This is a genomic window from Geodermatophilus sp. SYSU D00965 (genome assembly GCF_054050075.1).
This window is the reverse complement of sequence record NZ_JBJGYQ010000007.1, coordinates 178,431-204,962: the sequence shown is the minus strand read 5'-3', so window position 1 is coordinate 204,962 and position 26,532 is coordinate 178,431. Positions and strand designations below refer to the sequence as shown.

Sequence of the window (26,532 nt, the reverse complement as noted above, 5' to 3'; positions counted from 1 at the left end):
AACAACCCCCACCCCACCCCCCCCGCCCCGCGGCGCGCCCCCCCCCCCCCCCCCCCCCCCCCCCCCCCCCCCCCCCCCCCCCCGCCCCCCCCCCCCCCCCCCCCCCCCCCCACCCCTCCCAAGACCTCAGCTGGCACCCACATCCGAGAGGCACTGACATGGCCGTCCTGACGGTGAACGACCTCTGCAAGACCTTCGGCGCGGGCACCGCCCGCAGCAACCGCGTCCTCGACCACATCAGCTTCGACGTCCGCGGCCAGACCTTCGTGTCGATCGTCGGCCCGTCCGGCTGCGGCAAGAGCACCCTGCTCAACATCATCTCCGGGGTCGAGACGCACACCTCCGGGGACATCTCGGTCACCAGCGACGAGGGGCGGCCGGCCCGCCTGGGCTACGTGTTCCAGGACCCCCGCCTGCTGCCCTGGCGCTCGGTGCGGAAGAACATGATGTACGTCCAGGACAAGGACGACGAGGTCACCGGCAAGCGGGTCGACAAGTACCTGGACATGGTCGGCCTGGGCAAGCACGGCGACTTCTACCCGGGCCAGCTCTCCGGCGGCATGCAGCAGCGGGTCGGCATCGCGCGGGCCTTCGCGGTGGAGCCGGACCTGCTGATCATGGACGAGCCGTTCAGCCACCTCGACGCGATCACCGCCCGCGGGCTGCGCGCCCAGCTGCAGGACATCTGGTCGCAGTCGAAGAAGACCGTCGTCTTCGTGACCCACGACGTCGTCGAGGCCGTGGAGCTCTCCGACCGGATCATCGTGCTGCAGCCCGGTGGCCGGATCTACGAGGACATCACCATCGACCTGCCGCGCCCGCGCCGTCAGTCCGACCCCGCGGTCGCCACCCTCCAGGCCGAGGTGCTCGCCCGGCTGGAGAAGATGAAGGCCCTGACTCCCCAGGTCGCCGCGGCCGTCTGAGGCAGCCGGCCACCCGTCCCGCGGGCAGCTCACCCCGCCGCCCGCGGGACGTCGGCCCCCGCGGGCCCACAGCGAGGCGCGGCACCCTGGAACTCCACACCACCGTGCGGTGCGCCCGGACGGTGCGGCCGCGACGCCCGCGACGCCGTCCGGCCACCCGTCACCGGCACGACCCGAGGGGGAAACCATGTCCACCGCCTGCACCGGCACGGCCCGCCCGCACGGGGCCGACCGGTGACCGCCGGGTCCTCGGCGCTCGACCCGACCGACGACCCCGCCGGCCCGCCGTCCCCGCTGTCCCCTCCCGCGACCCGGGACCGCCGCACGCCGGACACCCCACCGACCAGCTGGACCGTGGCCCGGGCGGCCGGGGTGTCGCAGTCGACGGTCTCGCGGGCGCTGCGCGGCGACCCGCGGGTGCGGGAGGAGACCCGGCGGCGGGTCGACCAGGCCGCCCGGCGGCTGGGCTACGTGCCCAACTCGCTGGCCAGCAGCCTGGTCTCCCGGTCCACCCGAACCGTCGCGGTCGTCGTCTCCGACCTGACCAACCCGTTCTTCCCGTCGCTGCTCACCCCGATCTACGACGAGCTGCAGCTGCTGGGCTACCGGGTGGTCCTGCTCACCGAGCGGACCGACAACCTGGCCGGCCAGGAGACCCTTCAGCGGCTGCTGGACCGCTCCATCGACGGGGTGCTGGTCACCACGGCGACGCTGGGCTCCCGCTTCGCCGTCGAGCTGCAGCGCCGGGGGCTGCCGACGGTCCTGCTCAACCGGTACATCGACGGTCTGGACGTCGACCGGGTGATCAGCGACAACCACGGCGGGGCGGTGGTCGGCGGCCGGCACCTGCTCGAGCTCGGGCACCGCCGGATCGCGGCCATCAGCGGCCCGTCGAACACGTCGACCAGCCGGGACCGGCGGGCGGGGCTCATCGACGCGCTGACCGGGGCAGGGCTGCGCCTGGACCCGGCCCTGGTGCACGAGGGCACCTACTCCCACCAGAGCGGCTACCAGCACACCCGCGAGCTGCTGCGGCTGCCGGAGCCGCCGACCGCCATCGTCTGCGGCAACGACGTGGTGGCCTTCGGCGCGATCGACGCGGCGCTGTCCCTCGGCGTCCGCGTCCCCGACGACGTCTCCATCCTCGGCTTCGACGACATCCCGATGGCGGCCTGGGAGGTCTTCCAGCTGACCACGCTCCGCCAGCCCATCGGCGACATGGCCCGCGCGGCGGCCCGGATGCTGGCCGAGCGCATCGAGCACACCGGGGAGCTCGGCCCCGGCCGCGAGCAGGTGTTCGCCACCAGCCTGGTCCGCCGGGCCACCGTCGACCGCCCGCGCAACGGCTGAGCGCCCCACCCGGCCCTCAGCGCGCCGCCGCGAGCGCGGCGAGCACCTCCTCCGGGCGGATCGGCTGGTGCCACACCCGCGCCCCCGCCCGGGACAGCGCGTCGTTGACCGCGCAGTGGAGCGCGGCCGGCGCCCCCGCGGTCCCCGCCTCGCCGACGCCCTTGGTGCCCAGCGTGGTGGTGGGGGCCGGCGTCTCGATGTGCTCGATCCGGATGTCGGGCAGGTCGACGGCCGTCGGCACGAGGTAGTCGAGCAGGGTCGAGGTCAGCGGCTGGCCGATCGGGTCGTACACCACCCGCTCCAGCAGCGCCCCGCCCAGCCCCTGGGCGACGCCACCGCGGATCTGGCCGTCGACGACGTCGGGGTTGACCAGCACCCCGCAGTCCTCGACCACGCCGTAGTCGACGACGCGGACCAGGCCAGTGGCCTCCTCCACCTCGACGACGGCCACGTGCACGCCGTTGTTGAACGTGTACGGCGGGCCGGCGTAGGACCCGACGGCGCCCAGGCCCACCTCGACGTCGGACGGCAGCCGGTGGGTGCCCCAGTACGCCGCGGCGGCCACCTCGCGCAGCGGCGTCCCGGCACCGGGGACCCCGCGGACCCCGACCACGCCGTCGGCGAGCTCCAGGTCGTCCGGGTCGGCCTCCAGCAGGTGCCCGGCCAGGACGAGCAGCCGCCGGCGCACCTCCACCGCCGCGGCGTGCGCCGCCCCGACGGAGACGACGGCCGACCGGCTGGCCCACACGCCGCTGCCGTGCGGCACCACGCGGGTGTCGCCGGAGATCACCCGGACGTCGTCCAGGCGGACGCCCAGCCCGTCGGCCACCACCTGCGCGGCCGTGGTGTGCAGCCCCTGCCCCTGGCCTGGGGTGCCCAGCAGCACGGTGACCGACCCGTCGGGCTGGACGGTGACCTCGACCTGGTCGTGGGCGGTGATCGGCGCCCCCTTGGCGCCGTAGAACATCGCCCCGGGGGCGGAGAGCTCGACGAACGCGGCGAGTCCCACGCCGAGCAGGCAGCCGCGCCGCTCGGCGTCCTGCCGCCGCTCCTCCAGCCCGTCCCCGAGCAGCGCGACGGCGCGCTCCAGGGACTCCAGGTGCGAGCCGGAGTCGTACACGTTGCCGGTCGGCGAGGTGTAGGGCAGGTCCGCAGGAGCCAGCAGGTTGCGCCGGCGGATCTCCGCGGCGGTCAGCCCCAGCTCCCGCGCCGCCTCGTCCACCAGCAGCTCCATGACCAGGATCGCCGGCGGGTGCCCGACCGCGCGGTAGACCGCGAGCGGGGTCTTGTTCGTGAACACCACGCGCAGCGAGGCGGCGCTGGCCGGCACCCGGTAGGGCCCGGGCATGATCGTCGCGACCTGGACGCCCTCGGTGACGCAGCCGCGCGGCAGCATCGAGTACGCGCCGGCGTCGGAGACCACCTCGGCGCGCAGCCCCAGGATCCGCCCGTCCGCGTCCACGGCGAGCGCGGCGGTGACCCGCTCGTCGCGCGCCTGGGTGTCGGACTGCAGCGCCTCGAACCGGTCCTGGGTCCACTTCAGCGGCCGGCCCAGGAGCACCGCGGCGGTCACGACCGCCATCTCGTCGGGGTAGACGAACGCCTTCATCCCGAACGCGCCGCCGACGTGTTCGGTCACGACCCGCACGGAGTTCTCCGGCAGGTCCAGCAGCCGCGCGTAGAGGGTCTGCAGCATCTGCGGCGCCTGCGTGGACACCCGCACGGTCAGCGTGCGCTCGTCGCGGTCGAATGCGGCCAGCACCCCGCGGGGCTCGAGGGCGACGGCGGTGTGCCGGCCGGTCTGCACCGCGACCTCGACCACGGCGGCGGCCTGCGCGAAGGCCGCGTCGACGTCGCCGCTGCCGAACGGGGCGGCGAAGCAGAGGTTGGTGCCGAGGTCCTCGTGGACCAGCGGGCTGTCCGGCTCCAGCGCCTCGACCGGGTCGAGCACCGCGGGCAGCTCCTCGTAGTCGACGACGACGAGCTCGGCGGCGTCCTCGGCCTCGGCGCGGCTGCCCGCGGCCACCAGCACGACCGGCTCCCCGACGTGCCGGACGACGCCGGAGGCCAGCGCCGTCTGCTCCCCGGCGACCATGCCCGGCCAGGACAGCAGCCCCCGCCAGGCCGGGCAGAGGGGGGCGAGGTCGGCCGCGGTGAGCACCGCGACCACCCCGGGCGCCGCCTCCGCCGCGGCGGTGTCGACCCGCACGATCCGCCCCGCGGCGATCGGCGACCGGACGAACGCCACGACCGCCTGCCGCGGCTCGTCGACGTCGTCGACGAACCGGCCCCGCCCGGCCAGCAGCCGCGGGTCCTCGCTGCGGAGCACCCGCTGCCCGACGTACCGCGGCGCGCTCACCGGCCGGCCTCCGGCAACTCGGCCGCGGCGGCCAGGACGGCGTCGACGACGGTCTGGTAGCCGGTGCAGCGGCACAGGTTGCCGCCGAGCCGCTCGCGCAGCGCCGCGCGGTCCCAGTCGGTCCGCTCGCGCAGCGCCACCAGCGCGGTCATCAGCAGCCCCGGGGTGCAGAACCCGCACTGCACCGCCGATCGCTCCCAGAAGGCGCGCTGCAGCGGGTGCATCCCCTCCCCGCCGAGGCCCTCCACGGTCTCCACCGCGCACCCGTCGGCCTGCACCGCGAACACCAGGCAGCTGCGCACGGCGACCCCGTCGAGGACGACGGTGCACGCTCCGCAGACGCCCTGCTCGCAACCGACGTGGGTGCCGGTCAGCCCGAGCTCCCCGCGGAGGAAGTCGGCCAGCGTCGTCCGCGGCTCGGCCGACCCCGACTCGCGCCTGCCGTTCACCTCCAGCCGCACGCGCACCGGCTCCCCGGTCACGTCGCCTGCCCCGCGACGGTGGCCAGCGCCCGCCGGACCAGCGCCCGGCCGGCCTCCCGCCGGTAGCCGGCCGAGGCGTGCACCTCGTCGCCGACCACCTCCACGCCGTCGAACGCGGCCGCGGCCGCCGCGTCGAGGACGGCGGGGATCGGCTCCTCCCCCACGAGCACCTGCTCCGCGCCGACGGCCCGGACCGGCGTCCCGGCCACGCCGAACAGCGCCACCCGGGCCCGCGAGCAGCGGCCGGCGTCGTCGCGCTCGACCCCGCAGACCACCCCGGCGAGGGCGAAGTCGCCGCGCCGGCGGGAGACCTCGTCCACGGTCCAGGCCGACCCCGGCGCCGGCAGCGGCAGCCGCGCGGCGACGACCATCTCCCCCTCTCCCAGGGCGGTGCCGAACGGCCCGGTGAGGAAGTCGGCGGCGGCCACCCGGCGCCGGCCGGCGGGCCCGTCGACCTCCACCTCGCCGTCGGTGGCCAGCAGCAGCGCGGGCAGCTCGGCCGCCGGGTCGGCGTGGGCCAGCGAACCGCACAGCGTGCCCCGGGCCCGGATCTCCGGGTGCGCGACCAGCCCCAGGGTGCGGACCAGCAGCGGGTGGGCGGCGGCCACCTCCGGGTCCAGCTCGAGCTCCCGGTCGGTCACCGCGGCGCCGACGGTCAGGACGCCGTCCGCGCGCCGGGAGGTGCGCAGCTCCGGGCACCGGGTGATGTCCACCAGCAGGGCGGGGGTGGCCAGGCGCAGCGCCATGACCGGCACCAGGCTCTGCCCGCCGGCCAGGACCCGGGCGTCCTCCGCCGACCCCAGCGCGGCCAGGGCGTCGGCCACGGTCTCCGCGCGCACGAGGTCGAAGGGCGCGGCCTTCACCGGCCGCTGCCGGCAGGCGGCGCGGACACCCCGTCCTCCGGCGCGGCGGGGTCGGAGAGCAGGCCCGACGCCGCCACCCCGGCGAGCGCGCAGACCTCGTCGACGTCGGAGACGTCGCCGCTGACCCCCACCGCACCGACGACCCGGCCGTCGGGCGTGCGCACCAGGACGCCGCCCGCGGCCGGCGCGAACCGGCCGTCGGCGACGGCGGCCAGCGCGGTGAAGAACACCGGCTGCCGCTCGGCGCGCACGCCCAGCTCGCGGGAGCTCAACCCCATCCCGAGGGCGCCGTAGGCCTTGGCCGTGGCGATCTGGGGGCGCAGGATCCCCGAGCCGTCCTCGCGCTTGAGGGTGACCAGGTGCCCTCCGGCGTCCAGGACGGCGACGGTCAGCGGTGCCGCGCCGATCGACCGCCCGTGCGCCAGGGTCGCCGAGGCCACCACCTCGGCCTGCTCCAGCGTGATCATCGGGGCTCCTCCCTCGATCGGTGGTTGCCGGCGCCCAGCACCTCGAGCAGCGCCGCCGCGTCGGCGGCTGCCAGCCCGAGCTCGACGGCGCGGTCGTAGAGCGGGCGGACGGCGGCGAGCACCGGGGTGTCCAGGCCGAGCCGGTCGGCGAACTCGGCGATGACGCCGACGTCCTTGACGAACATCGAGACCTTCGCCGTGGCCGGCTCGTAGGTCCGGTCGACCATCAGCCGGCCGCGCTTCTCGAAGATCACCGAGTTGCCCGCACCGTCCCGGATCGTGTCGTAGAGCAGCTGCGGGTCCAGCCCGGCGGCCTCGCCGAGCGCGAACGCCTCGGCCGTCGCGGCGTTGTGCACGGCCACCAGCAGGTTGGCGACCAGCTTCATCGTCGAGCCGTTGCCGAACGGCCCCAGGTACCGCACGGAGCGGGCGACGGTCTCCAGGACCGGGCGGATCCGCTCGAAGGCCGCCTCGTCGCCGCTGCCCAGGACGACCACGTCCCGCTCGAGGGCCTGCGCGCCGGTGCCGCTCAGCGGGCAGTCCAGGAGCACGCCTCCGGCGTCGGCGAGCCGGGCGCGGCACTCCTCCTTGACCTCGTGGGGCAGCGTGGAGGTCTCCGCCACGACCAGCCCCGGGTGCCCGGCGTCCGCCAGCCCGGCGACCACCTCCCGGGCGGCGTCGGCCGTGGGCAGCGAGGTGAGGACCAGGTCCGCCGCCCCGGCCACCTCGCCGGCCGAGGCCGCGGCGGTGCCGCCGGCCGCGACCAGCTCGTGCACCCGGCCGGGGTCGACGTCGTACCCGACGACGGCACGGCCGCCGGCCAGCAGGTGGCCGGCCATCGCCGAGCCCATGATCCCGAGCCCGACCATGCCCACGGTCGTCATGCCGGCCTCCCGGGCGGACCCGAGGTCGCCTCACAGGTCCCGCAGCGCCGCCACGACCGCGTCGAGGTCCGGGAGGACGAGGGCGTCGTCGGTGACCCACCGGTACCGGACCACGCCATCGCGGTCGATGACGAAGACCGACCGCTTGGCCAGGCCGGCGTGCCCCTTCCACACGTCGTAGCGCACCCCGTAGTCGGCGCACACGGTGCGGTCCCAGTCCGACAGCAGCGGGAAGTCCACGCCCAGGGAGCGGGCGAAGGCCTGCTGCGAGAACGTGGCGGTGACGGCGACCGCGAGGACGTCGGCACCCAGCGCGCGGATCTCGTCGGCCCGTTGTCCCAACTGGGACAGCTCGGCCGTCTAGACGCTGCCGAAGTCGAAGACGTAGAAGAGCAGGACGACCGGGCCGTGCTGCAGCCGCTCGGCCAGGTCGACGTCGTCGTCGAAGGTGTGCCGGAGCCGGAACGCGGGCGCGCGGTCACCGACGTCGACGGCGGGCGGGAGTGCGGACACCGGGTCCTCCTCACGTCACTGCAGGGGGTGCAGCGGCTGGGGCTCGGTGATGGTCGCGGTGATGGCGCCGAGCAGCTCGGTCTCCAGCCGCACCGCGTCGCCGGGCCGCAGCCACGGGTACTGCTCCGAGCTGTGCACGGTGGACAGCTCGAGGATGCACCCGGTGCCCACCGTGCCGCTGCCGATGACGTCGCCGGTCCGCACCTCGGTGCCCCGGGAGGCGTAGGCGATCATCTGGCCGAAGCTCCAGTACAGGTCGGCGGCGTTGCCCTTGCTGTAGATCTGCCCGTTCACCGACGCCTGCATCTGCAGGTCGAACGACCGGTCCCGCCGGCGGGGCTCGAGCTCGTCGGGGGTGACCAGCCACGGTCCGAGGCTGGTCGCGGTGTCCTTGCCCTTGACCGGGCCCATGCTGTGCCGGACCTCCTGGGCCTGCAGGTCCCGGGCGCTCCAGTCGCAGAACAGCAGGTAGCCCGCGATGTGCCGCTCGGCCTCCTCGGGCGTGAGGTTGGCCCCCGTCCGGCCGATGACCGCGGCGAACTCCAGCTCGAAGTCGAAGTCCGTGCAGCCGGGCGGCAGCGGCACGTCGTCGCGCGGACCGCGGATCGCCGCCGGGTTCTGGAAGTAGAAGACCGGCCGCTGGTACCAGTCGGGGTCCATCTGCAGGCCGTTGGCCTCCCGGTAGGTCCGCACGTGGGTCTCGAAGGCGTAGAAGTCGCGGACCGACGGCGGCACCGGGATCGGCGCGCGCAGCCGGGCCTCGGCCTCGGGGACGACGTCGAGCGGGTCGGCCTGTGCCTGCTCGGCCGACCGCGCGAGCAGCTCGCCGTCGTCGCCGAGCAGGTCGAGCAGCCGGGTCGCCGTGCGCAACCCGTGCAGGGCGCCGTCGACGAGCACCGCGGGGTGCTCCTGGCCGTCGGACGGCGACACGTAGGTGGTCCAGCGCACGGGGGGTCCTCCTCGAGAGGGGTCGGGGGTCAGACGAGTGCGGAGCCGGACCCCGCGAACAGGTCGCGGGGCGGCGCGGGGACGACGGCCGGCGGGTCCTCCAGGCCCTCGAGCAGGTGGCCCATCCGCCGCTGCTTGGTCCGCAGGTAGACGAGGTTCTCCGGGTTCGGCGCGGTCAGCAGCGGCTCGCGGGCCACGATCTCCAGCCCGTAGCCGGTCAGGCCGCCGTACTTGGCCGGGTTGTTGGTCAGCAGCCGCAGCCGGCGGGCACCGAGGTCGACGAGGATCTGCGCCCCGACGCCGTACTCCCGGCTGTCGACCGGGACGCCGAGGTCGAGGTTGGCGTCCACGGTGTCCCGCCCGGCGTCCTGCAGGCCGTAGGCGCGCAGCTTGTGCCCCAGGCCGATCCCCCGGCCCTCGTGCCCGCGCAGGTACACGACCGCCCCGCGGCCGGCCGCGGCGACCCGGGCCATCGCCGCCTCCAGCTGCGGGCCGCAGTCGCAGCGCAGGGACCGGAAGATGTCGCCGGTCAGGCACTCGCTGTGCACCCGCACGAGGAGCTCGTCGTCGCCGGCGACGTCGCCGAGGGTGAAGGCCGCGTGCTCGGTGCCGTCGAGGACCGACCGGTAGCTGACGCACCGGAACTCCCCCCACGGCGTGGGCACCCGGGCCTCCCCCGTCCGCTCCACCAGCACGTCGACCCGCCGGCGGTGGGCGATCAGGTCGGCGACGGTGATGATCGGCAGGCCGTGCGCGGCGGCGAAGCGGAACAGGTCGGGACGGCGGGCCATCGTGCCGTCGTCGTTGACCACCTCGCAGATCACCCCGGCCGGCTCCAGCCCGGCCAGCCGCGCCAGGTCGACCGCCGCCTCGGTGTGCCCGGCCCGCTTGAGCACGCCGCCCTCCCGGGCGCGCAGCGGGAAGACGTGGCCGGGCCGGTTGAAGGCGGCCGCGCCCACGGCCGGGTCCGCCAGGGCGCGGATGGTCGCCGCCCGGTCGGCCGCCGAGATGCCCGTCGTCGTCCCCGCCGCGAGGTCCACGGTGTGGGTGAACGCCGTCCGGTGCGACTCGGTGTTGCGGTCGCCCACCATGAGCGGCAGGTCCAGCCGGTCGCAGCGCTCCCCGGTCAGGGCCACGCACACCACCCCGGAGCCGTGGCGGACCATGAACGCCAGGTCCGGCGGGCGGACGTGCTCGGCGGCCATGACGAGGTCGCCCTCGTCCTCGCGGTCCTCGTCGTCGACCACCAGGACCATGCCGCCGTCGGCGATCTCCTGCACCGCCAGCTCGACCGGGTCGAACCGCGGCCCTCCGGTGCCCGGCTCCGCGTCGCCCACGTCAGGCCTCGTAGGGGGTCATCTCGTCGAGCGCGGGCTTGACGTGCTCCATGAACAGCTCCAGCTGTCGGACGACGCTCTCGGCCGGCTGCTGCGCCCAGTGGTAGATGAGCACGACGTACTCGGCCGGCAGCTGCCGCCACAGCTCGACGTACTGGTCCCGGACCTGCTCGGGGGTGCCCACGACCCACAGCCCGGAGTTGACGACGGAGTCCACCGGGTTGGCCGGGTCGAACTTCATCGGGGTGGTGCCGGCGTAGAGGTCGCGGAAGATGTCGACGTCGTACTCGGCGACCATGCGGCGGGCCTCGTCCTCGGTCTCGGCCATCTGCCCCCAGCGGACCAGCGCCTGGTTCTGCCCCAGCGCGTAGTTCCGCCCGGCGCCGGCCGCGGCCTCGACGTAGGCCGCGCCGAACTCGGCCGCCCGCTCGATCTTGGAGAAGTAGGTCGGGATGAACCCGCGCGGCCCGCAGTACTCGATCGTCTCCTTGCTGGCGTTGCTGGAGACGAACACCGGCGGGTAGGGCCTCTGCAGCGGGGTGGGCACGACGCTGACCCGCCGGATCCGGTTGTGCTCGTCCATCTCGCCGGGCGCGCCGAGCTCGCGGGTCGCCGTCATCGTCCAGTCGACGCCCTCGTCGTAGGGGTAGGGCACCTGCCAGCGGCCCTTGGCCTCGACGCTGTCCTGGGTCCAGGACTGGAGCACCAGCTCGACGTTCTCCTCGAAGATCTCGCGGTTGACCTGGTCGTCGGAGATCCGGGCGGCCTTGGTGGCGTCGTCCAGCTCGGCCATCTTCTCCTGGTTGCCCGACGGCGACAGCGTCGCGCGGGTGCCCAGGTGCTGGCCGAGGATGTTGGTCCAGCGGGCCTGGTAGCCGCGGGAGAAGCCGCAGAACGAGCGACCGCCGGAGAGGTGGTCGATCACCGCGACGTCCTCGGCCACGCGGAAGGGGTTCTGCGCGCTCATCGTGTAGCCGAGCTGGCCGACGCGGATGTTCTTCGTCATGGCCGCCCAGTAGGCGTCGAGCAGGCCCGGGTTGGGGCCGACCTCGTAGCCCTCGCTGTGGAAGTGGTGCTCGATGGAGGAGATGCCCCACAGGCCCAGCTCGTCGGCCGCCCGCACGATCGTCGGCATCTCCCGGATGAGCGCCTGGTACCGCTCGGCGTCGCGGCCGAGGGGCCGCTGCTCGATGCGCTCCTCGCGGGTCGCGGCCACCTGGGGGTAGAGCTGCAGGATCACTTTCACCATGGCCGCCGGCCTCCACTCGTCGTCGCAGACTGTGGGGTGGGTCACCCCCGTCGGCCAGCGACGCTACGGAGGACGGCGGGGCCTGACTGCTGAGGTCCCGACAGTGTCTGCCCGGCTCCCTTTGTGGCCGCGCACAAGCCGGGCAGGCCCGCGACCACTCGATACTCGACGCCCACGACGGCCCTCCCGGGTCGGCGCGGACGGGAGGAGACCTGCGTTGCCGATCGACGAGCTCGAGGGCCTGGCCGTGGCCTGGACGCCCCCACCCGGGGCCTTCGCCGACTCGCCCGCGGGGCGGATGGCGGCCCGTCACGGCATCACCGACCCGCAGGAGTTCGTGGCCCGCGCCGCCGCCGACCCCGAGTGGTACTGGGCCGCGGGGATGGCCGACCTGGGCATCCCGTGGATGCGCCCGTACGAGGCCGTGCTCGACCTGTCGCGCGGCGCCCCGCACCCCCGCTTCTTCCCCGGCGGGCAGCTCAACTGGGCCGACTTCGCCGTCGACCGCTGGGTGCGCGAGGGGCGCGGCGAGGCCCGCGCCGTCTGGTGGGAGGGCGACGACGGGGCCACCCGCACCCTGACCTACGCCGAGCTCAAGGCCGAGGTCGACGCGGCCGCGGGCGCGCTGCGCGCCGCCGGCGTCGGCACCGGGGACGTCGTGGCCCTGCTGCTGCCGATGGTGCCCGAGGCCATCGCCACCGTGCTCGCCGCGGCCAAGACCGGCGCGGTGGTCGTGCCGCTGTTCAGCGGCTACGGGCCGCTGGCGGTGCGCGCGCGGCTGGAGGACTCCGGCGCCTCGGTGCTGGTCACCTGCGACGCCGTCCCCCGCCGCGGGCGGCCGGTGCCGCTCAAGCAGGTCGCCGACGAGGCCGTGCAGGACCTGCCGGGGCTGCACACCGTCCTGGTCGTGCGCCGGCTCGGGGTCGACGTCCCGATGACGCCGGGGCGCGACCGGTGGTGGCACGAGGCCTGCGCCGCCGCCGAGCCGGTGGCCGACGCCGAGCCCATGGACGCCGACGCCCCGTGCCTGCTGCTCTACACCTCGGGCAGCACCGGCCGGCCCAAGGGCTGCGTGCACACCCACGCCGGCCTGCCGTTCAAGGTGGCGCTGGAGGCCCGGCACGCCATGGGCGTCGACGAGACCGCGGCGATGCTGTGGCTGACCGACATGGGCTGGGTCATGGGCTCGTTCGTCATCGCGGCGGCACTGGGCAACGGCGGCACCGCCGTCTTCTTCGAGGGCGTGCCGGACTGGCCCGAGCCCGACCGGCTCTGGGCGGTCGCCGAGCGCAGCGGCACCACCGTGCTGGGCATCTCCCCCACCGTCGTCCGCGCGCTCATGGCCCACGGCGACTCCTGGCCCGACCGGCACGAGCTGCCCGACCTGCGGGCGATCGGGTCCACCGGGGAACCGTGGAACGCCGGCCCCTGGCGCTGGTGCGCCGAGCACGTGGGCAAGGGCCGCGCGCCGATCGTCAACATCTCCGGCGGCACCGAGATCGGCGGGTCGCTGCTGTGCGGCTCGACGTTCCTGCCGGTCAAGCCCACGTCGTTCGCCGGCCCCACCCTCGGTGTGCGCGCCGACGTCGTCGACGAGCACGGCCGGTCGGTGCGCGGGGAGATCGGCGAGCTCGTCGTCCGCTCGGTCTGGCCGGGCATGACCCGGGGCTTCTGGCGCGACGGCGAGCGCTACCTCGAGACGTACTGGCGGCGCTTCCCCGGCGTCTGGCACCACGGCGACCTCGCCTACGTCGACGCCGACGGCCACTGGTACCTGCTGGGCCGCTCCGACGACACGATCAAGGTCGCCGGCAAGCGGCTGGGCCCGGCCGAGGTGGAGTCTCTGCTGGTCGCCGACGAGCGGGTCGTCGAGGCCGCCGCCGTCGGGGTCCCGGACGACGTCAAGGGCGAGGCGCTGGTCTGCTTCGTCGTGCTGCACGACGGGGTGGACGCCGACGCCGCCGTCCCGGCGCTGCGCGAGGTGCTGACCGCGGCCCTGGGCCGGGCGATGGCCCCGCGCGCGGTGCACGTCGTCGAGGCGCTGCCCAAGACCCGCAACGGCAAGGTCCTGCGCCGCGTCGCCCGCGCCTCCTACCTCGGCGTGCCGGCCGGCGACCTCTCCTCGATGGAGGACGTCCGGGTCCTCGACCGGTGGCCGCGCCCGGAGACCGCGCCGGTCGGGTGAGGAACGCGGTCGGGTGATCGGCGCGCAGAACGCGGAAGGGGGGTTGCGGTGTCCGTAGAGTGGCGTGACCTGCAACACAGTGCTGTGGAGGTGGGATCCGTCGTGGTGCACCCGCCGCTCGTCGAGGCCGACGTCCTCCTCGCCGGGGAGCCGGCCGCCGCCGAGCTGAGCTCGTGGCTGGACGCGATCGCCGAGATCACCCGCGCGGCCAACCGGGCCGCGCCCCTGGACGAGCTGCTCGACCTCATCGCCGGCACGACCGCCCGGCTCACCGGCTACGACTTCTGCGCGGTCTTCGTCGCCGACCCCGAGCGGGAGGCGCTGATCATCCAGGGCAGCTACGGGCTGTCCCAGGAGTACATCGACGCCATCAACGCGCGGACGCCGATCCTGCTGCGCGCCTGCGACACCGGCGAGGGGCCCTCCAGCCGGGCGTTCCGCGCGCAGCGACCGGTCACGGTGCTCGACATCTCGGCGGACGCGCCGTCGCGCTCGTGGGAGACCGTCGCGGCGCAGCAGGGGTACTCGTCGCTGCTGGCGGTGCCGCTGGTCGTGGGGCAGGTCCCGTTCGGGCTGGTCAACTGCTACACGGTGGACGCGCACGACTTCTCCGCCCGCGAGATCATCCTCATGGAGAGCATGGCCAACCAGGCGGGCCTGGCCATCGAGACCACCCGCCGGCTGGCCGAGGCCCGGGAGCGGGCCGACCGGCTCGCCGCCGAGGCCGCGGGCCAGCGCACCGAGCTCGACGCGCAGCGCCAGGCCGACGACGACCACGGGGAGCTGCTGCGGGTCGTGCTTCGCGGCGGCGGGCTCTCGGCCATCGCCGAGTCGGTCGCGGCGATGCTGCGGTGCGGGGTCGCGATCGACGACGCCGGCGGCCGGCTGCTGGCCTCGGCGGGCGGGGGCGGGCGGCCCGGCGCCGGCCAGCGCCAGGTCGCCGCGGCCTGGTCGCGGGCCCGGACCCGGCTCGGCGAGGAGGTGGACGTCGACGCGGTGACGGTGCCCCGGGAGGAGGGGCTGCCGGCCGGGTCGGAGGGGCTGGTGGTCCCCGTCGTCCTCGACGAGGAGACGGTGGGGCACCTGTGGGCGCTGCACCCGCAGCAGCCGCTGGGCGCGGCGCAGCGGCGGGCGCTCGCCCGCGCCGCCGCGGTCGTCGCGCTGGCGCTGCTCAAGGAGCGCACCGCCCAGGAGGTGGAGTGGCGGCTGTCCCGCGACTTCCTCGACGACCTGCTCGACCCGGGCACCCAGGCCCCGGAGGCGCTGCACGCCCGCGCCCGCCAGCTCGGCGCCGACCTGTCCCGGCCGCACACGGTGCTGGTGATCCGGCGCGACCCGACCCCGGACACGACCGGGCCGGGCACGGAGGACCGTGCGGCCTACGCGCAGCGGGCGCTGCTCTCCCTGGTGCAGCGGACCGGCGCCGCCTGGCGGGGGGCCACGCTCACCGCGACCCGCAGCGACCACGTCGTGGTGCTGTGGCACGACGGGGAGGCCAACCGCTCGGCCCGGGACTTCGCCGAGCACCTCCGCCGGGAGATCCAGGCCTACGCCAGCGGCTGGACGGCGACGATCAGCGTGGGACCGAGCTGCACCGACGTCCACGAGTACGGCGACGCCTACCGGCTGACCTGCGGGGTGCTCGACCTGGTGCAGCACGCCGAGCGCGGCGACCGCGTGGTCTCCCTCGACACGATCGGCGCCTACCGGCTGCTGCTGCAGGTGAAGCGGCCGCGCGAGCTGCAGTCCTTCGCCGACTCGATGCTCGGCACCGTCCGGGAGTACGACCGGCAGCACCAGACCAGCCTGCGGGCGACCCTGGACTCCTACATGTCCCACCGGTGCAACGTCTCGGTCACGGCCAAGGCGCTGCACGTGCACCCCAACACGGTGGCCTACCGGCTGCGTCGGGTGGAGGAGCTGCTCGACTGCGACCTCGGCGACCCGCAGGCGCTGCTGCACCTGCAGCTGGCGCTCATGGTCGAGGCCGTGCTCGGCGACCCGGCCTGACCGGTCCGCTCAGCGGGGCGCGAGCCGGTCGATGGCCCGGCGCACGCCCGCGACGTAGCCGTCCGCCTCCTGCACCGGGTGCGGGACGACCGCGACGGTCGCCGCGTCGGTCTCGTGCCAGGCGGCGAGCTGCTCCCGGCACCGCTCCGGCGGCCCCACCAGGCAGTACTCGTCGACCAGCCGGTCGGAGATGGCCGCGCGCAGGCCCGCCTGGTCGTCGGCGGCGAAGGCGGCGGCGATCGCCGCGGCCTCGGCCTCGTAGCCGGCCCGGGCCAGGGCGCTGTTGTAGCTGGGCAGCCCGACCCAGTAGCCGAGCGAGGCCCGGGCGGCGTCCCGCGCCGCGGCGAGGTCGTCGGTGACGAAGGCGTGCACCGTGGCCTCGACCGGCGGCGCGGGCCGGCCGGTGCGCTCCCCCGCGCGGGCGGTCGCCGCGGCCAGCACCGCCAGGCCCGAGCGCGGGACCAGCCACGCCATCACCCCGTCGGACACCGCCGCCCCGGCCTCGGCCATCTTCGGGCCGACCGCGGCGGTGTAGACCGGTACCGGGTGCTCGGGGAGCCGGAAGTCCAGCAGCTCCCCCTGGTAGACCTGCGGCGGCAGGTCGGGGTAGCGCTCCCGGCCGCGGCCCTCCAGCACCGCCTTGACGTCGCGCACGTAGGCCGGCAGGTCCTCGCTCGGCCGGCCCACCTCGACGCCGAGGGCGGCCAGCCGGACCTTGTGACCCAGCCCGAGGCCCAGTACGAACCGGCCACCGGAGAGGTCCGACGCGGTCACGGCCATCTGCGCGGCGATGACCGGGTGGCGCAGGTAGCTGATCGCCACGCAGCTGCCGACCCGGATGCGGCTGGTGCCCAGCAGCATCGCCAGGTCGATGGCGAGGGTGTCGGTCAGCGACTCGGTCGTGTAGAAGGCGGCGTAGCCGGCGTCCTCGGCGGCGCGGGCCAGCTCGACGAACTCGCAGGTGCGGGCGGGGACGAAGGTGGGCAGCGCGACACCGGTCTCGGCCATGCGGGCAGGGGTCCTCCCTCGAGTGGTGCACGACGGGTTCCGGCTGCAGGCGTCAGGACCGCAGGCGGGTCACAGCTGCAGGTACTGCTCCATCCAGCCGGGGTCGCGGCGCAGCTCGGCGGCGACGCCCGAGTGCACGATCACCCCGGAGTCGATGACGTAGACCCGGTCGGCGAGCTCGAGGGCCATCTGGGCGTTCTGCTCGACGAGCAGCACCCCGTGCCCCTCGTCGGCGATCCGGCGCAGGGTGGTGCCCATGTCGGCGGCGATGTTGGGCGCCAGGCCCTGGGTCACCTCGTCGACCAGCAGCAGGTTGCGGCCGCAGATGAGCGCCCGGCCGACGGCGACCATCTGCTGCTGGCCGCCCGACAGGCGGGAGGCGTCGCGGTCCAGGTGCGCCTCGAGCTGCGGGAAGACCTGCAGGGCACGGTCGATGGCGGCCTGCTGCTCGGGCTTGGGCACGCGGGAGCCCAGCGCGGCCAGGCGGAAGTTCTCCCGCACGGTGAGCCCCGGGAACATCCGGCGGTCCTCGGGCACGTAGCCGACCCCGTTCTGGGCGACGCTCTCGGCCGGCAGCCCGACGACGTCCCGCCCGGCGCAGCGGATCCGCCCGCCGCGGACGGTGACCAGACCCATGATCGACTTCACCGTGGTGGTCTTGCCGGCCCCGTTGCGGCCCAGCAGCGCGACCAGCTCCCCCGGCTGCACGGTGAGCGAGACCCCCTGCAGCACGTGCGCCAGCCCGTAGTAGGCCTGGATGTCGGCGACCTCGAGCAGCGTGGGCGCGGCGGCGTCGGCCCGCTCGGCGCGACCGGCGCCCTGGGCGGTGCTCACCGGCTGCCCGTCAGGTAGACGGCCTGGACCTCGGGGTGGGTCCGCACCTCGTCCGGCGTCCCCTCGAACAGCTTGCGGCCCTGGTGCAGGACGGTGATCCGGTCGGCGATGGAGAGGATCACGTCCATCTTGTGCTCGATCATCAGGATGGTCACGTCGCGGTTCAGCTCCTGCACGAGCTCGACGGTCGCGGCCGTCTCGGGTGGGCTCATCCCCGCCGTCGGCTCGTCGAGGAGCAGCAGGCGGGGCCGGGTGGCCAGCGCGATCGCGAGGTCGAGCCGGCGCTGGTCGCCGTGGGAGAGGTTGCTGGCGATGACGTCCCGGTCGGCGGCCAGGCCGATCCGCTCGAGCACCTCCTCGGTGCGCCGGAGGACCGGCTTGATCCCGTCGGCCGGGCGCCAGAACACGTACGAGTGGGACGCCGCCTGGGCCGCGATGCGCACGTTCTCGAAGACGGTGAGCAGCGGGAAGACCGTGGTGATCTGGTAGGACTTCGCCAGCCCCTTCCGGGCCACCTTCGAGTACGGCATGCCGGTGATGTCCTCGCCGGCGAACCGCACCCGTCCGGCGCTGGGCCGGGTGTGCCCGGTGATCAGGTTGAACAGCGTCGTCTTGCCCGACCCGTTGGGGCCGATGATCGCGTGCAGGCTGCCCTCGGGGACCTCCAGCGACACGTCGTCGACCGCGTGGATGCCGCCGAAGGAGCGGTCCAGCCCCTCGGCCTGCAGGACCAGGTCGCGTCCCGGACCGCTCACGACGCCCTCCGTCCCCGCCGGAACAGTCCCGGCAGCGTCTGCGTGAGCAGGCCCCACAGCCCCTGCGGGAAGGCCAGCACGCACAGCACGAAGATCGCGCCGACGATGAGCTGCCAGGACGCGAAGGTGCGGCTCAGGCTGCTCTCCAGGAGCAGGTAGACGACCGCGCCCAGGAACGGCCCGAACAGCGACGACCGCCCGCCGAGGATCACCATGATCAGCACGACGCCGGACAGCAGCCAGTACGGCTGCAGGCCGACGAAGTTGTTGAGCATCGCGAACAGGCCGCCGGCCAGCCCCGCGACCGTGCCGGCGACGACGAAGGTGACCAGCTGGACCAGCCGGGTGTTGTAGCCGCACCCGCGGGCCCGCTCCTCGTTCTCCCGGATCGCCTGCAGGACCCGGCCCATCGGCGACTCGGTGTAGAGGATGAGCGCGGCGAAGACGACCAGCACGACCACCGCGGTGAACACGAAGAAGGTCAGCGGGTCGCGCAGCGCGTTGAGCTCGATCGACGCACCCGGCAGCCACAGCGTCGAGACCGGGATCCCGGACAGGCCGTCGTCCCCGCGGGTGACGCTGTCCCACTGCAGCGCGATGAAGAAGCCGAGCTGGGCGAAGGCCAGCGTGAGCATCGAGAAGTACACCTCGGTGCGGCGCAGGCACACCGCCCCGACCAGCAGCGAGAGCACCGCCATGCTCAGTGCCGAGACCAGCAGGGCCAGCCAGGCGCTGGTGCTGACGTGCAGGAGCACCAGCCCCGCCGCGTAGCCGCCCCAGGCGAACGGCAGCGCGTGCCCGAAGGACACCAGGCCGCCGTAGCCGACCAGCAGGTTCAGCCCCGAGGCCCACAGCCCGTAGACGAGCATGCCGATCGCCAGGCTCGGGTTGGGCACGGTGAACATGACGACCACCGCGAGGACCACGAGCAGCACCAGCTGCCCCCAGGTCCAGCGGGCCGGCCCCACCCCCCGGGCCCGTGCGACGGTGACCGCCGCCGCCCCGGCGTCGGGGGTGCCGTCCGAGGCGGACGAGGTCCTCAGGTCGGTCATGTCGCCCCCAGCAGGCCGCGCGGCCGGAACGTCATCACCAGGATCATCAGCACGAACGGCACGATCCCGGCGTAGATGCTCGCGTACAGCGTGGTCAGGGAGACCACGACGCCGATCAGCAGCCCCGCGGCGACGGCGCCCCAGAAGCTGCCCATGCCGCCGACGACCACGACCACGAACGCGAGGATGAGGATGTCGGCGCCCATCTCCGGGTAGACGCCGGTGATCGGCCCGGTGAGGACCCCGGCGATGCCGGCGACCGCCACGCCGAGGGCGAACACCAGGGTGCGGTAGCGGTCGAAGCGCACCCCCAGCGCCCGGATCATCACGTGGTCGCGGATGCCGGCGCGCACGACCAGCCCGACGTTGGTCCGCTGCAGGAACAGCCACAGCCCGGCGACGACGAGGCCGACGACGATCACGACGAACAGCAGGTAGGCCGGGATGGGGCGGCCGAACCCCAGGGGGACCTGGAAGTCCAGCAGCCCCGGCGAGGGGACGCGGCGGCCACCGGAGCCGGCGACCAGCCGCACGCCCTCGATGAGGATGTAGGTCAGGCCGAAGGTGAGCAGCAGGGCGTCGACCTGGTCGCGCCCGTACATGGGCTTGATGACCGTCCGCTCCAGCAGCGCGCCGAGCGCGGCCATCACGACGGGCACCAGCAGCAGCGCCGGCCAGATGCTGCCGGTCGCCGCGGCCAGGTACGAGGTGACGTAGGCGCCCACCATGTACAGGGCGCCGTGGGCGAAGTTGATGAACTCGAGCAGGCCGAAGATCAGGTTCAGGCCGAGCGCGAGCAGCACGAGCAGGGCACCGCTGACGAGCCCCAGCACGAGCTGGGAGAGCAACTGGTCCATGCGCCTCCTTCCCTGGTGGGGTGCCGTCCGGACCGGCCGGCCCGCGGACCCCCGTGACCCCGCGGGCGGGCCGGTCAGCCCACGCGCTGGAACTCGCTCTTCACCTCGTCGCAGGTGGGCGCGTACTCCTCGGTCCCGGGCGCGGTGGCCACGACCTCGCGGTAGCCGAACTGGGCGTCCCCGCCGCGGCTCTCCGCCTCGTCGGCCGCCAGGCCCTCGAGGATGTAGATCGGGATCAGCGCCTGGTGGTCGCAGGCGCGGATGGTCATGTCGCCCTGTCCGAGGGTGACCTCCAGGCCCTCCATCCCCTCGCGGAAGGCCTCGGGGGTGTCGTTGCCCGCCTCCACCTGCTGGGCGATGAGGTTCACCGCGTTGTAGGTGTAGACGCCGTAGCCGCCCGGCACCGAGCCGTTCGCCTCCCGGTAGGCCTCGACGTACTGCTGCACGCCGTCGTCGTCGACGTTCCAGTAGAAGGCGGACATCGCCCAGGTGTTGTCGATCAGGTCGAAGCCGAGCTCCTGGTCGAAGCTGAGGTCCTCGAGGGTGAAGAAGGTCTTGAACCGGTCGGTCAGGCCGAACTGCGAGGCCTGGCGCAGGAAGCTCACCTGGTCGCGGCCGACGCCGCCGAAGACCAGGACCTGCGCGCCGGACCCCTCGATCGTCGGGACGTAGGGGTTGAAGTCGGTGGTGCCCAGCGGGAAGTACGCGGTGCCGGCGACCGAGCAGCCGGACTGCTCGGCGATCGCGTTCTTGTAGCCGGCCTCCTGCTCGTAACCGAACGCGTAGTCCGGCAGCAGCAGGAAGACGCTCTGCCCGAGCTCGCTGCAGATGAACGGCGCCGCGGCGTTCGTCGTCTGCGACGGGACCGGCGCGAGGTGGTAGGTGATCGCCGGGTCGAAGTTCGGCGGCCGGTTGAGCTGCTCGGTCTGGCACGCGCCCAGGTACGGGACGCCGGCCTGCGCGGCGATCTGGTTCATCGCCAGGGTCGTGGCCGCCGAGACGCAGCCGGTGAGGAAGTCGACCTGCTCCTCCTGGACCAGCGCCTGGGCCTCGCGCAGGGCGACGTCCGGCTTGAGCTGGTCGTCGCGGACGACGAGCTCGATCGGCCGGTCGCCGATCTTCCCGCCGAGCTGCTCCACCGCCAGCTCCGCGCCGTTGCGCTGCTCCTCGCCCAGCTGCACGTAGGCGCCGGTCAGCCCGGTGATGACGCCGATCTTGACCGGCTCGGTGGAGCCTCCCCCACCTCCGCCCCCGCCGCCGTCGCCTCCGGCCACCGTCCCACCGCAGGCGGCGAGCAGGAGTGCCACCCCCGCCACCATCCCGGCCTTAGCCCGCATGACACCCACCTCTCGCCGTCGACAGGTGGGCGAACCCTACGAGCGCAGTGGTGATCTACGTCTCATGTGCGTGCACATGATCGAGCGGACCCACCTTGTGGAACGGCACAATCACAGGCGCGGTCGCGTGCTGTTGCATGCGGCGTGGGTGCGGCCGGGTCGCCGTCCCCGCCTCCCGAACGCCTCAGACGAAGGCGAGGACCGCATGCAGATCGGTCTGTTCCACTCCATCCAGTGGCCCGAGGGCAGCGACCAGCGCGACCGGTACGAGCAGGCGCTCACCCAGGCCTGCCACGCCGACGCGGTCGGCTTCGACTCCGTCTGGCTGACCGAGCACCACTTCAGCCGGCACGGCATCGTGTCCGACAGCCTCACCGTCCTCGGGCACCTGGCCGCCCGCACGAGCTCGGTGCGGCTGGGCACCGCGGTGTCGGTCCTCCCGCTGCACCACCCGCTGCGCTTCGCCGAGTCCGCCGCGACGGTCGACCAGCTCAGCGGGGGCCGGCTCGACCTGGGCATCGGCCGCGGTTACCAGCCCGGGGAGTTCCGCGGGTACGGGGTGGACATCGGCGAGAAGCACGACCGCTTCGCCGAGGCCCTCGACGTGCTGCAGCGGGTCTGGTCGGCCGACGGCCCGGTCTCCTACTCGGGGCGGTTCTGGTCGTTCGAGGACGCCTCCCCCCAGCCGCGACCGGTGCAGCGGCCGCACCCGCCGCTGTGGGTGGCCACCGACAGCCCCGACGGGCTGGCCCAGTGCGCGGCCAACGACTGGGGCGTGCTGCTGCCGCAGGGCACCTCGCTCACCGTCACCGCCGGTCAGGTGAAGCGCTACGCCGAGGCGCTCGAGGGCGCCGGCGCGCGGCTGGAGGACGGCCGGGTGTACCTGGCCCGGGCCGCGCACGTGGCGCCGACCGACGAGCGGGCGTGGGACGAGGCGGAGGGTCCCTACAAGGACTTCCTCGGTTACGCCGACAAGCTGCGGCGGGCGCAGGCGGGCAGCGACCCGGGCGGGCGCAGCCCGTTCGACCTGGACGCCGACCTGCGCGACAGCGCCCTGTTCGGCAGCCCGGAGACGGTCCTGTCGCGGCTGCGCGAGATCCGCGAGCTCGGCGTCGAGCGGGTGATGCTCTTCCTGCACCTGGGCGGCCTGCCGCACGAGCGGATCATGTCCTCGCTCGACCTGCTGGCGACCGAGGTCCTCCCCGTGGTCCGGGAGTGGTGACCGTGGCTCCGCAGGGGGCCGGCGGGACGCCGGTGGTCGACGCGCAGGTGCACGTGTGGCTGCCCGAGGCGCCCGACCGGCCGTGGCCGCCCGGCGGCGCGGAGCGGGCCCAGGCCATGCACCGGGCCGAGCCGATCAGCGGCCCGACGCTGCTGCGCGAGATGCGCGAGGCCGGCGTCGACCGCGCCGTCCTCGTGCCGCCGTTCTTCGAGGGGTACCGCAACGACTACGCGGTCGCCTGCGCGACCGAGGCGCCCGACGCCTTCCGCGTGATGGCCCGGGTCGACCTGCGCACCGGCGACCCCGGTCCGGTCCGGGAGCTGCTGCGCGACCCGGTCGTGGCCGGCGTCCGGCTGGTCTTCCTGCCCGCCGACGCCGGCCGGGTGGACGACGCGGGCGCGGAGTGGCTGTGGGCGTTCGCCGAGGCCGAGGACGTGCCGGTGGCCCTGCTGGCCTCCGGCCAGCTCGGCGCGCTCGCGGACCTGGCGAAGCGCCGGCCGGGGCTGCGGCTGGCCGTGGACCACCTCGGGCTGACCGGGCAGGGCACCGACGCCGCCGCCGGGCCGGAGATCGAGGAGCTCGCCGGGCTGGCGGCGCTGCCCAACGTGTCGGTGAAGGTGACCGCCGTCCCCTGCTACAGCACCGAGGGCTACCCCTGGCCGGCGATGCACCCGCACCTGCGTCGCCTGTTCGACGCCTACGGCCCCGACCGGCTGTTCTGGGGCTCGGACCTCTCCCGGCTGCGGGGCTCCTACGCCGACCTGGTCCGGCTGTTCCGCGAGGACCTGGACTTCCTCTCCGGCCCGGACGTCGACGCCGTCATGGGCGGCAGCGTGCTGCGCTGGCTGGGCTGGCCGGCCTGACCGCGATCCTGCTCGGCCTGCTCACCGCCCTGCTGTTCGGGTCGGCGGCCTACCTGGGGCCGGTCCTCGGCCGGCGGCACGACCCGGGCGCGGTGCTGGCCGCGGGCCAGGTCGCGGGCGTGGCCGGGGCCGGCCTGGTCGTCGCCCTGCTGCGCGCGCCCGCGCCACCGGCCGGCGCGCTGGTGTTCGGCCTGCTGGCCGGGGTCGCCAACGGGCTGGCGCTGCTGGCCATGTTCGAGTGCGCCCAGCACCTGCGGCTGTCGGTGATGGCCCCGATCGGCGCCTCCGGCGGCGCGGTCCCGGTCGTGGTCGCGCTGGCCCTCGGCGAGCGTCCCGCGCTGGCGCAGCTGGCCGGCATCCCCCTCGCCCTGCTCGGCGTGGTGCTGGTCGCGGCAGGGCAGGCCGGTGGCTCCGGGGAGGACCCGCCCGGCGGGCGGCGCCGGCTGGGGCTGGGGCTGGCCGCTCTCTGGGCGCTGCTCTACGGCGTGTTCCTCAGCCTGTTCGCCGAGGCGGTGGCCCTCGGCGGCACCGACCTGGCCGGCGGCATGTGGGCGGTGTTCACCAGCCGGGCGATGCTGCTGGTCACCGTCGTCCTGGTGCCGCTGGCCCGCCGGTCGCCGCTGCGGCTGGCGCGGTCGGCGCTGCCGCTGGTCACCCTCAACGGGCTGCTGATCCTCGGCGGGGTCACCGCGTTCGCGGCGGCCACCTCCGCGGGCCTGGTGAGCGTCGTGTCGGTGCTGGCGACGCTGTCCCCGCTGGTCACCGTGGCGCTGGCCGTCGTCCTGCTGCGGGAGCGGCTGGGCGCCGGCCAGCAGGCGGGCCTGGCGACGGCGACCGCCGGCGTGGTCCTGCTGGCCGCCGGCTGAGGCGCCTCGCCGCCGGCCGCACCGGTCAGCTCGCCAGGATGGCGGCGGTGATCCGCTCCGGCGTCAGCGGCAGCTCCCGGACGCGGACGCCGACCGCGTCGGCGAGCGCGTTGGCCAGGGCCGCGGTCACCGGTCCCCCGGTCACCTCCCCGGCGCCGAGCGGCGGTTCCCACGGCCGGTCCAGCAGCGTCACGGACACCCGGGGCACGTCCGGGAAGCGCAGCACCGGGTAGCCGTCCCAGTCCCGGCTGGTGACCGTCCGGTCGTCGAAGGACACCTGCTCGCGCAGCGCCCAGCTGGTGGCCTGGATCGCGCCGCCCTCGAGCTGGTTGACCAGCCCGTCGGGGTTGACCACCTGCCCGGCGTCCACGGCGACCCACAGGTCGGTCACCCGGAGCTCGCTGACCGCCTCGACCCGCGCGACCGCCGCGCAGTAGCCGCAGACGTCCTTGTAGCGGGAGTAGCCCACCCCCCAGCCGATCGACTCGGCCGGCTGCCGGCCGGCCCACCCGGACCGCTCGGCGACCGCCCGGAGGACGGCGCGGGCACGGTCGTCGGCCAGCTGTCGCACCCGGTACTCCAGTGGGTCGACCCCGGCGCGGACCGCCAGCTCGTCCACCGCCGACTCGATGGCGAACACGTTCACGGTGGCGCCCAGCCCCCGCAGCGCCGAGGTCCGCAGCGGCATCTCCAGCACCCGGTGCGCGCGGACGGCGAGGTCGGCGACGCGGTACTCGGGGACGGCGTCGCGGGCGTTGCCCCCTCCGGTGGCCAGCGACGGGTCCGCGGCCGGGTCGGCGGGCGCACCGGCGGCGAGGCGGGCGCCGAGCAGCCCCGGACGGCCGTCGAAGCCCGGCCGGCTGAGGTGCCCGGTGCCCCAGGCGTCGGAGGCCCAGGTCACCAGGTCCCCGCGCTCGTCCACGCCGGCCTCGATCGCCACCGCCATCGCCGGCCCGTAGGGCTCCCACGCGAACTCGTCCTCGCGCGACCACACGACCTGGACCGGCCGGCCGGGCACGGCCCGGGCGAGCAGGGCCGCGTCGCAGGCGACGTCGTCGGCGCTGTTGTGGCCGTAGCAGCCGGAGCCCTCGACGTGCCGGACGACGACGCGGCCCGGGGCGAGGCCGAGCGCGGCAGCGAGCGCCCGCCGCAGGGGGTGGATGCCCTGGCTGGCGCACCAGACCTCGAGCCGGTCGTCATCCCAGCGCGCGACGGCGCAGCCCGGGCCGATCGAGGCGTGCGCGACGTAGGGGCGGGTGTAGGTGGCACGCAACGCCGCGACGACCCGGTCGCCGGCCGCGGGGTCGCGCCGCCGCGCCACCTCGGTGCACTCGGCCTCCTGCCCCACCAGCTCGCCCGGGAGCCACCCGACCCGGCCGTCCGGTTCCTCCCAGCGGGCGGCGGCACGGAGCCGCTCGGCAGCGCGCACCGCCTCCTCCTCACGGGTCGCGACGACGCCGAGGAAGTCCCCCTCCCGCACGACGGCGACGACCGCGGGCAGCTCGCGGGCCGGCCGCTCGTCGCAGGACACGAGGCGCGCCGAGGGTGCCGGCGGGCGCACGACCCGGCCGGACAGCTGGCCGGGCAGGGCCAGGTCGTGGACGAACGCCGGCGCGCCGGTGAGCTTCGACGGCAGGTCGACCCGCGGCAGGCTGCGGCCGACCACCCGGTACCGGGCGGGGTCCTTGGGCAGCGCCGTGCCGGACACCGGGACGTCGAGGGCGGCCCGGTCCACGAGGTCTGCGTAGGTCCCGCAGGGGCGCCCCGTCTCGTCGCGCACCTCCCCGTCGACGACGGTCAGCCGCTCGGCCGGGACGCCGGTGCGGGCGGATGCCGCGTCCAGCGCGCAGGCCCGGACCTCGGCGCAGACGGTCCGGACCGCGGTCCCCGAGTCCATCACCGACCGGCTCCCGGCGGTCAGCCCCTCGTCCGGGCTCCCGTCGGTGCCCGCCGGGACCAGCGTGATCCGCTCCACGCCGACGTCGAGCTCCTCCGCGGCGATCTGCCTCAGCGCGGTGAGGATCCCCTGGCCCAGCTCCACCTTGCCGACCCGCAGCAGGACCCCGCCGTCGGCCCGGAACCCCAGCCACGAGGACGGCAGGGGGTTCGCGCGCAGGCTGGGCCCCGGCGGGTCGGGGACCCCGGTCACCGGGGACGGGGTGCGCCTG

The 26,532-nt window shown here is 75.0% G+C and carries 24 protein-coding genes; 7 read left to right on the top strand and 17 right to left on the bottom strand.

The window, feature by feature from the left end:
* Positions 1-158: 158 nt before the first annotated feature.
* The gene (locus ACI789_RS09120; protein WP_457008209.1) at positions 159-923 is read left to right on the top strand and encodes an ABC transporter ATP-binding protein; all 765 of its coding nucleotides are present in this window, start codon (positions 159-161) and stop codon (positions 921-923) included.
* 234 nt (positions 924-1,157) lie between these two features.
* Entirely contained in the window at positions 1,158-2,273 is a 1,116-nt protein-coding gene (locus tag ACI789_RS09115) for a LacI family DNA-binding transcriptional regulator (protein ID WP_457008207.1), read from the top strand.
* Between the two features lie 16 nt (positions 2,274-2,289).
* Here ACI789_RS09115 and ACI789_RS09110 read toward each other — a convergent pair whose 3' ends face one another.
* The 10 genes from ACI789_RS09110 to ACI789_RS09065 are packed head-to-tail and all read right to left on the bottom strand — an operon-like array spanning position 2,290 to position 11,375.
* On the bottom strand, positions 2,290-4,632 hold the full coding sequence (locus ACI789_RS09110; protein WP_457008205.1) for a xanthine dehydrogenase family protein molybdopterin-binding subunit: 2,343 nt from the start codon (positions 4,630-4,632) through the stop codon (positions 2,290-2,292).
* Entirely contained in the window at positions 4,629-5,114 is a 486-nt protein-coding gene (locus ACI789_RS09105; protein WP_457008203.1) for a (2Fe-2S)-binding protein, read from the bottom strand. Before ACI789_RS09105 ends, ACI789_RS09110 begins: the two co-directional genes overlap by 4 nt.
* On the bottom strand, positions 5,111-5,977 hold the full coding sequence (locus ACI789_RS09100; RefSeq protein ID WP_457008201.1) for an FAD binding domain-containing protein: 867 nt from the start codon (positions 5,975-5,977) through the stop codon (positions 5,111-5,113). Before ACI789_RS09100 ends, ACI789_RS09105 begins: the two co-directional genes overlap by 4 nt.
* The gene (locus ACI789_RS09095) at positions 5,974-6,444 is read right to left on the bottom strand and encodes a GlcG/HbpS family heme-binding protein (protein WP_457008199.1); all 471 of its coding nucleotides are present in this window, start codon (positions 6,442-6,444) and stop codon (positions 5,974-5,976) included. The genes ACI789_RS09100 and ACI789_RS09095 overlap by 4 nt, the downstream gene beginning before the upstream one ends.
* A complete protein-coding gene (locus ACI789_RS09090; protein ID WP_457008197.1) occupies positions 6,441-7,328 on the bottom strand; it encodes an NAD(P)-dependent oxidoreductase in 888 nt (295 codons plus the stop codon). Before ACI789_RS09090 ends, ACI789_RS09095 begins: the two co-directional genes overlap by 4 nt.
* Positions 7,329-7,358: 30 nt before the next feature.
* Positions 7,359-7,679 carry a redoxin domain-containing protein gene (locus tag ACI789_RS09085; RefSeq protein WP_456917606.1) on the bottom strand — a complete coding sequence of 107 codons (321 nt, stop codon included), beginning with the start codon at positions 7,677-7,679 and terminating at the stop codon, positions 7,359-7,361.
* 9 nt (positions 7,680-7,688) lie between these two features.
* Positions 7,689-7,841 carry a hypothetical protein gene (locus ACI789_RS09080; protein WP_457008195.1) on the bottom strand — a complete coding sequence of 51 codons (153 nt, stop codon included), beginning with the start codon at positions 7,839-7,841 and terminating at the stop codon, positions 7,689-7,691.
* 15 nt (positions 7,842-7,856) lie between these two features.
* Complete coding sequence (locus ACI789_RS09075) at positions 7,857-8,789, bottom strand: fumarylacetoacetate hydrolase family protein (protein WP_457008193.1); 933 nt, start codon at positions 8,787-8,789, stop codon at positions 7,857-7,859.
* Positions 8,790-8,818: 29 nt separating this feature from the next.
* On the bottom strand, positions 8,819-10,126 hold the full coding sequence (locus ACI789_RS09070; RefSeq protein WP_457008192.1) for a bifunctional 3,4-dihydroxy-2-butanone-4-phosphate synthase/GTP cyclohydrolase II: 1,308 nt from the start codon (positions 10,124-10,126) through the stop codon (positions 8,819-8,821).
* A 1-nt stretch (position 10,127) separates the two neighbouring features.
* Positions 10,128-11,375 (bottom strand): LLM class flavin-dependent oxidoreductase, encoded by a 1,248-nt coding sequence (locus ACI789_RS09065; RefSeq protein WP_457008191.1) that lies wholly within the window; start codon positions 11,373-11,375, stop codon positions 10,128-10,130.
* Between the two features lie 217 nt (positions 11,376-11,592).
* On the opposite strand from ACI789_RS09065, the gene ACI789_RS09060 reads away from it, so the two are divergent.
* Both ACI789_RS09060 and ACI789_RS09055 read left to right on the top strand, forming a co-directional pair.
* On the top strand, positions 11,593-13,560 hold the full coding sequence (locus ACI789_RS09060) for an AMP-binding protein (RefSeq protein WP_457008189.1): 1,968 nt from the start codon (positions 11,593-11,595) through the stop codon (positions 13,558-13,560).
* Positions 13,561-13,650: 90 nt separating this feature from the next.
* Positions 13,651-15,570 carry a helix-turn-helix domain-containing protein gene (locus tag ACI789_RS09055; protein WP_457008187.1) on the top strand — a complete coding sequence of 640 codons (1,920 nt, stop codon included), beginning with the start codon at positions 13,651-13,653 and terminating at the stop codon, positions 15,568-15,570.
* A gap of 9 nt (positions 15,571-15,579) precedes the next feature.
* Here the strand turns inward: ACI789_RS09055 and ACI789_RS09050 are convergent, their stop codons facing one another.
* The 6 genes from ACI789_RS09050 to ACI789_RS09025 all read right to left on the bottom strand — a co-directional run bounded on the left by ACI789_RS09050 (position 15,580) and on the right by ACI789_RS09025 (position 21,413).
* Entirely contained in the window at positions 15,580-16,578 is a 999-nt protein-coding gene (locus tag ACI789_RS09050) for an LLM class flavin-dependent oxidoreductase (protein WP_457008185.1), read from the bottom strand.
* A 69-nt stretch (positions 16,579-16,647) separates the two neighbouring features.
* Positions 16,648-17,412: an ABC transporter ATP-binding protein gene (locus tag ACI789_RS09045; RefSeq protein ID WP_457008183.1), complete on the bottom strand. Its 765-nt coding sequence runs from the start codon at positions 17,410-17,412 to the stop codon at positions 16,648-16,650.
* The gene (locus ACI789_RS09040) at positions 17,409-18,167 is read right to left on the bottom strand and encodes an ABC transporter ATP-binding protein (protein ID WP_456917566.1); all 759 of its coding nucleotides are present in this window, start codon (positions 18,165-18,167) and stop codon (positions 17,409-17,411) included. The genes ACI789_RS09045 and ACI789_RS09040 overlap by 4 nt, the downstream gene beginning before the upstream one ends.
* On the bottom strand, positions 18,164-19,219 hold the full coding sequence (locus tag ACI789_RS09035) for a branched-chain amino acid ABC transporter permease (protein WP_457008181.1): 1,056 nt from the start codon (positions 19,217-19,219) through the stop codon (positions 18,164-18,166). Before ACI789_RS09035 ends, ACI789_RS09040 begins: the two co-directional genes overlap by 4 nt.
* Positions 19,216-20,076: a branched-chain amino acid ABC transporter permease gene (locus ACI789_RS09030; RefSeq protein ID WP_456917568.1), complete on the bottom strand. Its 861-nt coding sequence runs from the start codon at positions 20,074-20,076 to the stop codon at positions 19,216-19,218. The genes ACI789_RS09035 and ACI789_RS09030 overlap by 4 nt, the downstream gene beginning before the upstream one ends.
* A 74-nt stretch (positions 20,077-20,150) precedes the next feature.
* Positions 20,151-21,413 carry an ABC transporter substrate-binding protein gene (locus tag ACI789_RS09025; RefSeq protein WP_457008179.1) on the bottom strand — a complete coding sequence of 421 codons (1,263 nt, stop codon included), beginning with the start codon at positions 21,411-21,413 and terminating at the stop codon, positions 20,151-20,153.
* Positions 21,414-21,618: 205 nt separating this feature from the next.
* Between ACI789_RS09025 and ACI789_RS09020 the strand changes: the two genes are divergently transcribed.
* From ACI789_RS09020 to ACI789_RS09010, 3 genes are all read left to right on the top strand, one after another.
* Positions 21,619-22,635 carry an LLM class flavin-dependent oxidoreductase gene (locus ACI789_RS09020; RefSeq protein WP_457008177.1) on the top strand — a complete coding sequence of 339 codons (1,017 nt, stop codon included), beginning with the start codon at positions 21,619-21,621 and terminating at the stop codon, positions 22,633-22,635.
* 2 nt (positions 22,636-22,637) lie between these two features.
* Entirely contained in the window at positions 22,638-23,498 is an 861-nt protein-coding gene (locus tag ACI789_RS09015; protein ID WP_457008175.1) for an amidohydrolase family protein, read from the top strand.
* A gap of 92 nt (positions 23,499-23,590) precedes the next feature.
* On the top strand, positions 23,591-24,364 hold the full coding sequence (locus ACI789_RS09010; protein WP_457008173.1) for a hypothetical protein: 774 nt from the start codon (positions 23,591-23,593) through the stop codon (positions 24,362-24,364).
* Positions 24,365-24,389: 25 nt separating this feature from the next.
* Here ACI789_RS09010 and ACI789_RS09005 read toward each other — a convergent pair whose 3' ends face one another.
* Positions 24,390-26,513, bottom strand: coding sequence for a molybdopterin cofactor-binding domain-containing protein (locus ACI789_RS09005; RefSeq protein WP_457008171.1), 2,124 nt, complete (start codon positions 26,511-26,513; stop codon positions 24,390-24,392).
* Between the last annotated feature and the right edge of the window lie 19 nt (positions 26,514-26,532).

What these genes read in the sequence shown, in the direction of transcription:
- ACI789_RS09025 (WP_457008179.1), bottom strand. Translation starts at nt 21,413, where the DNA reads ATGCGGGCTAAGGCCGGGATGGTGGCGGGGGTGGCACTCCTGCTCGCC.
- ACI789_RS09030 (WP_456917568.1), bottom strand. Translation starts at nt 20,076, where the DNA reads ATGGACCAGTTGCTCTCCCAGCTCGTGCTGGGGCTCGTCAGCGGTGCC.
- ACI789_RS09065 (WP_457008191.1), bottom strand. Translation starts at nt 11,375, where the DNA reads ATGGTGAAAGTGATCCTGCAGCTCTACCCCCAGGTGGCCGCGACCCGC.
- ACI789_RS09120 (WP_457008209.1), top strand. Translation starts at nt 159, where the DNA reads ATGGCCGTCCTGACGGTGAACGACCTCTGCAAGACCTTCGGCGCGGGC.
- ACI789_RS09020 (WP_457008177.1), top strand. Translation starts at nt 21,619, where the DNA reads ATGCAGATCGGTCTGTTCCACTCCATCCAGTGGCCCGAGGGCAGCGAC.
- ACI789_RS09050 (WP_457008185.1), bottom strand. Translation starts at nt 16,578, where the DNA reads ATGGCCGAGACCGGTGTCGCGCTGCCCACCTTCGTCCCCGCCCGCACC.
- ACI789_RS09035 (WP_457008181.1), bottom strand. Translation starts at nt 19,219, where the DNA reads ATGACCGACCTGAGGACCTCGTCCGCCTCGGACGGCACCCCCGACGCC.
- ACI789_RS09095 (WP_457008199.1), bottom strand. Translation starts at nt 6,444, where the DNA reads ATGATCACGCTGGAGCAGGCCGAGGTGGTGGCCTCGGCGACCCTGGCG.
- ACI789_RS09090 (WP_457008197.1), bottom strand. Translation starts at nt 7,328, where the DNA reads ATGACGACCGTGGGCATGGTCGGGCTCGGGATCATGGGCTCGGCGATG.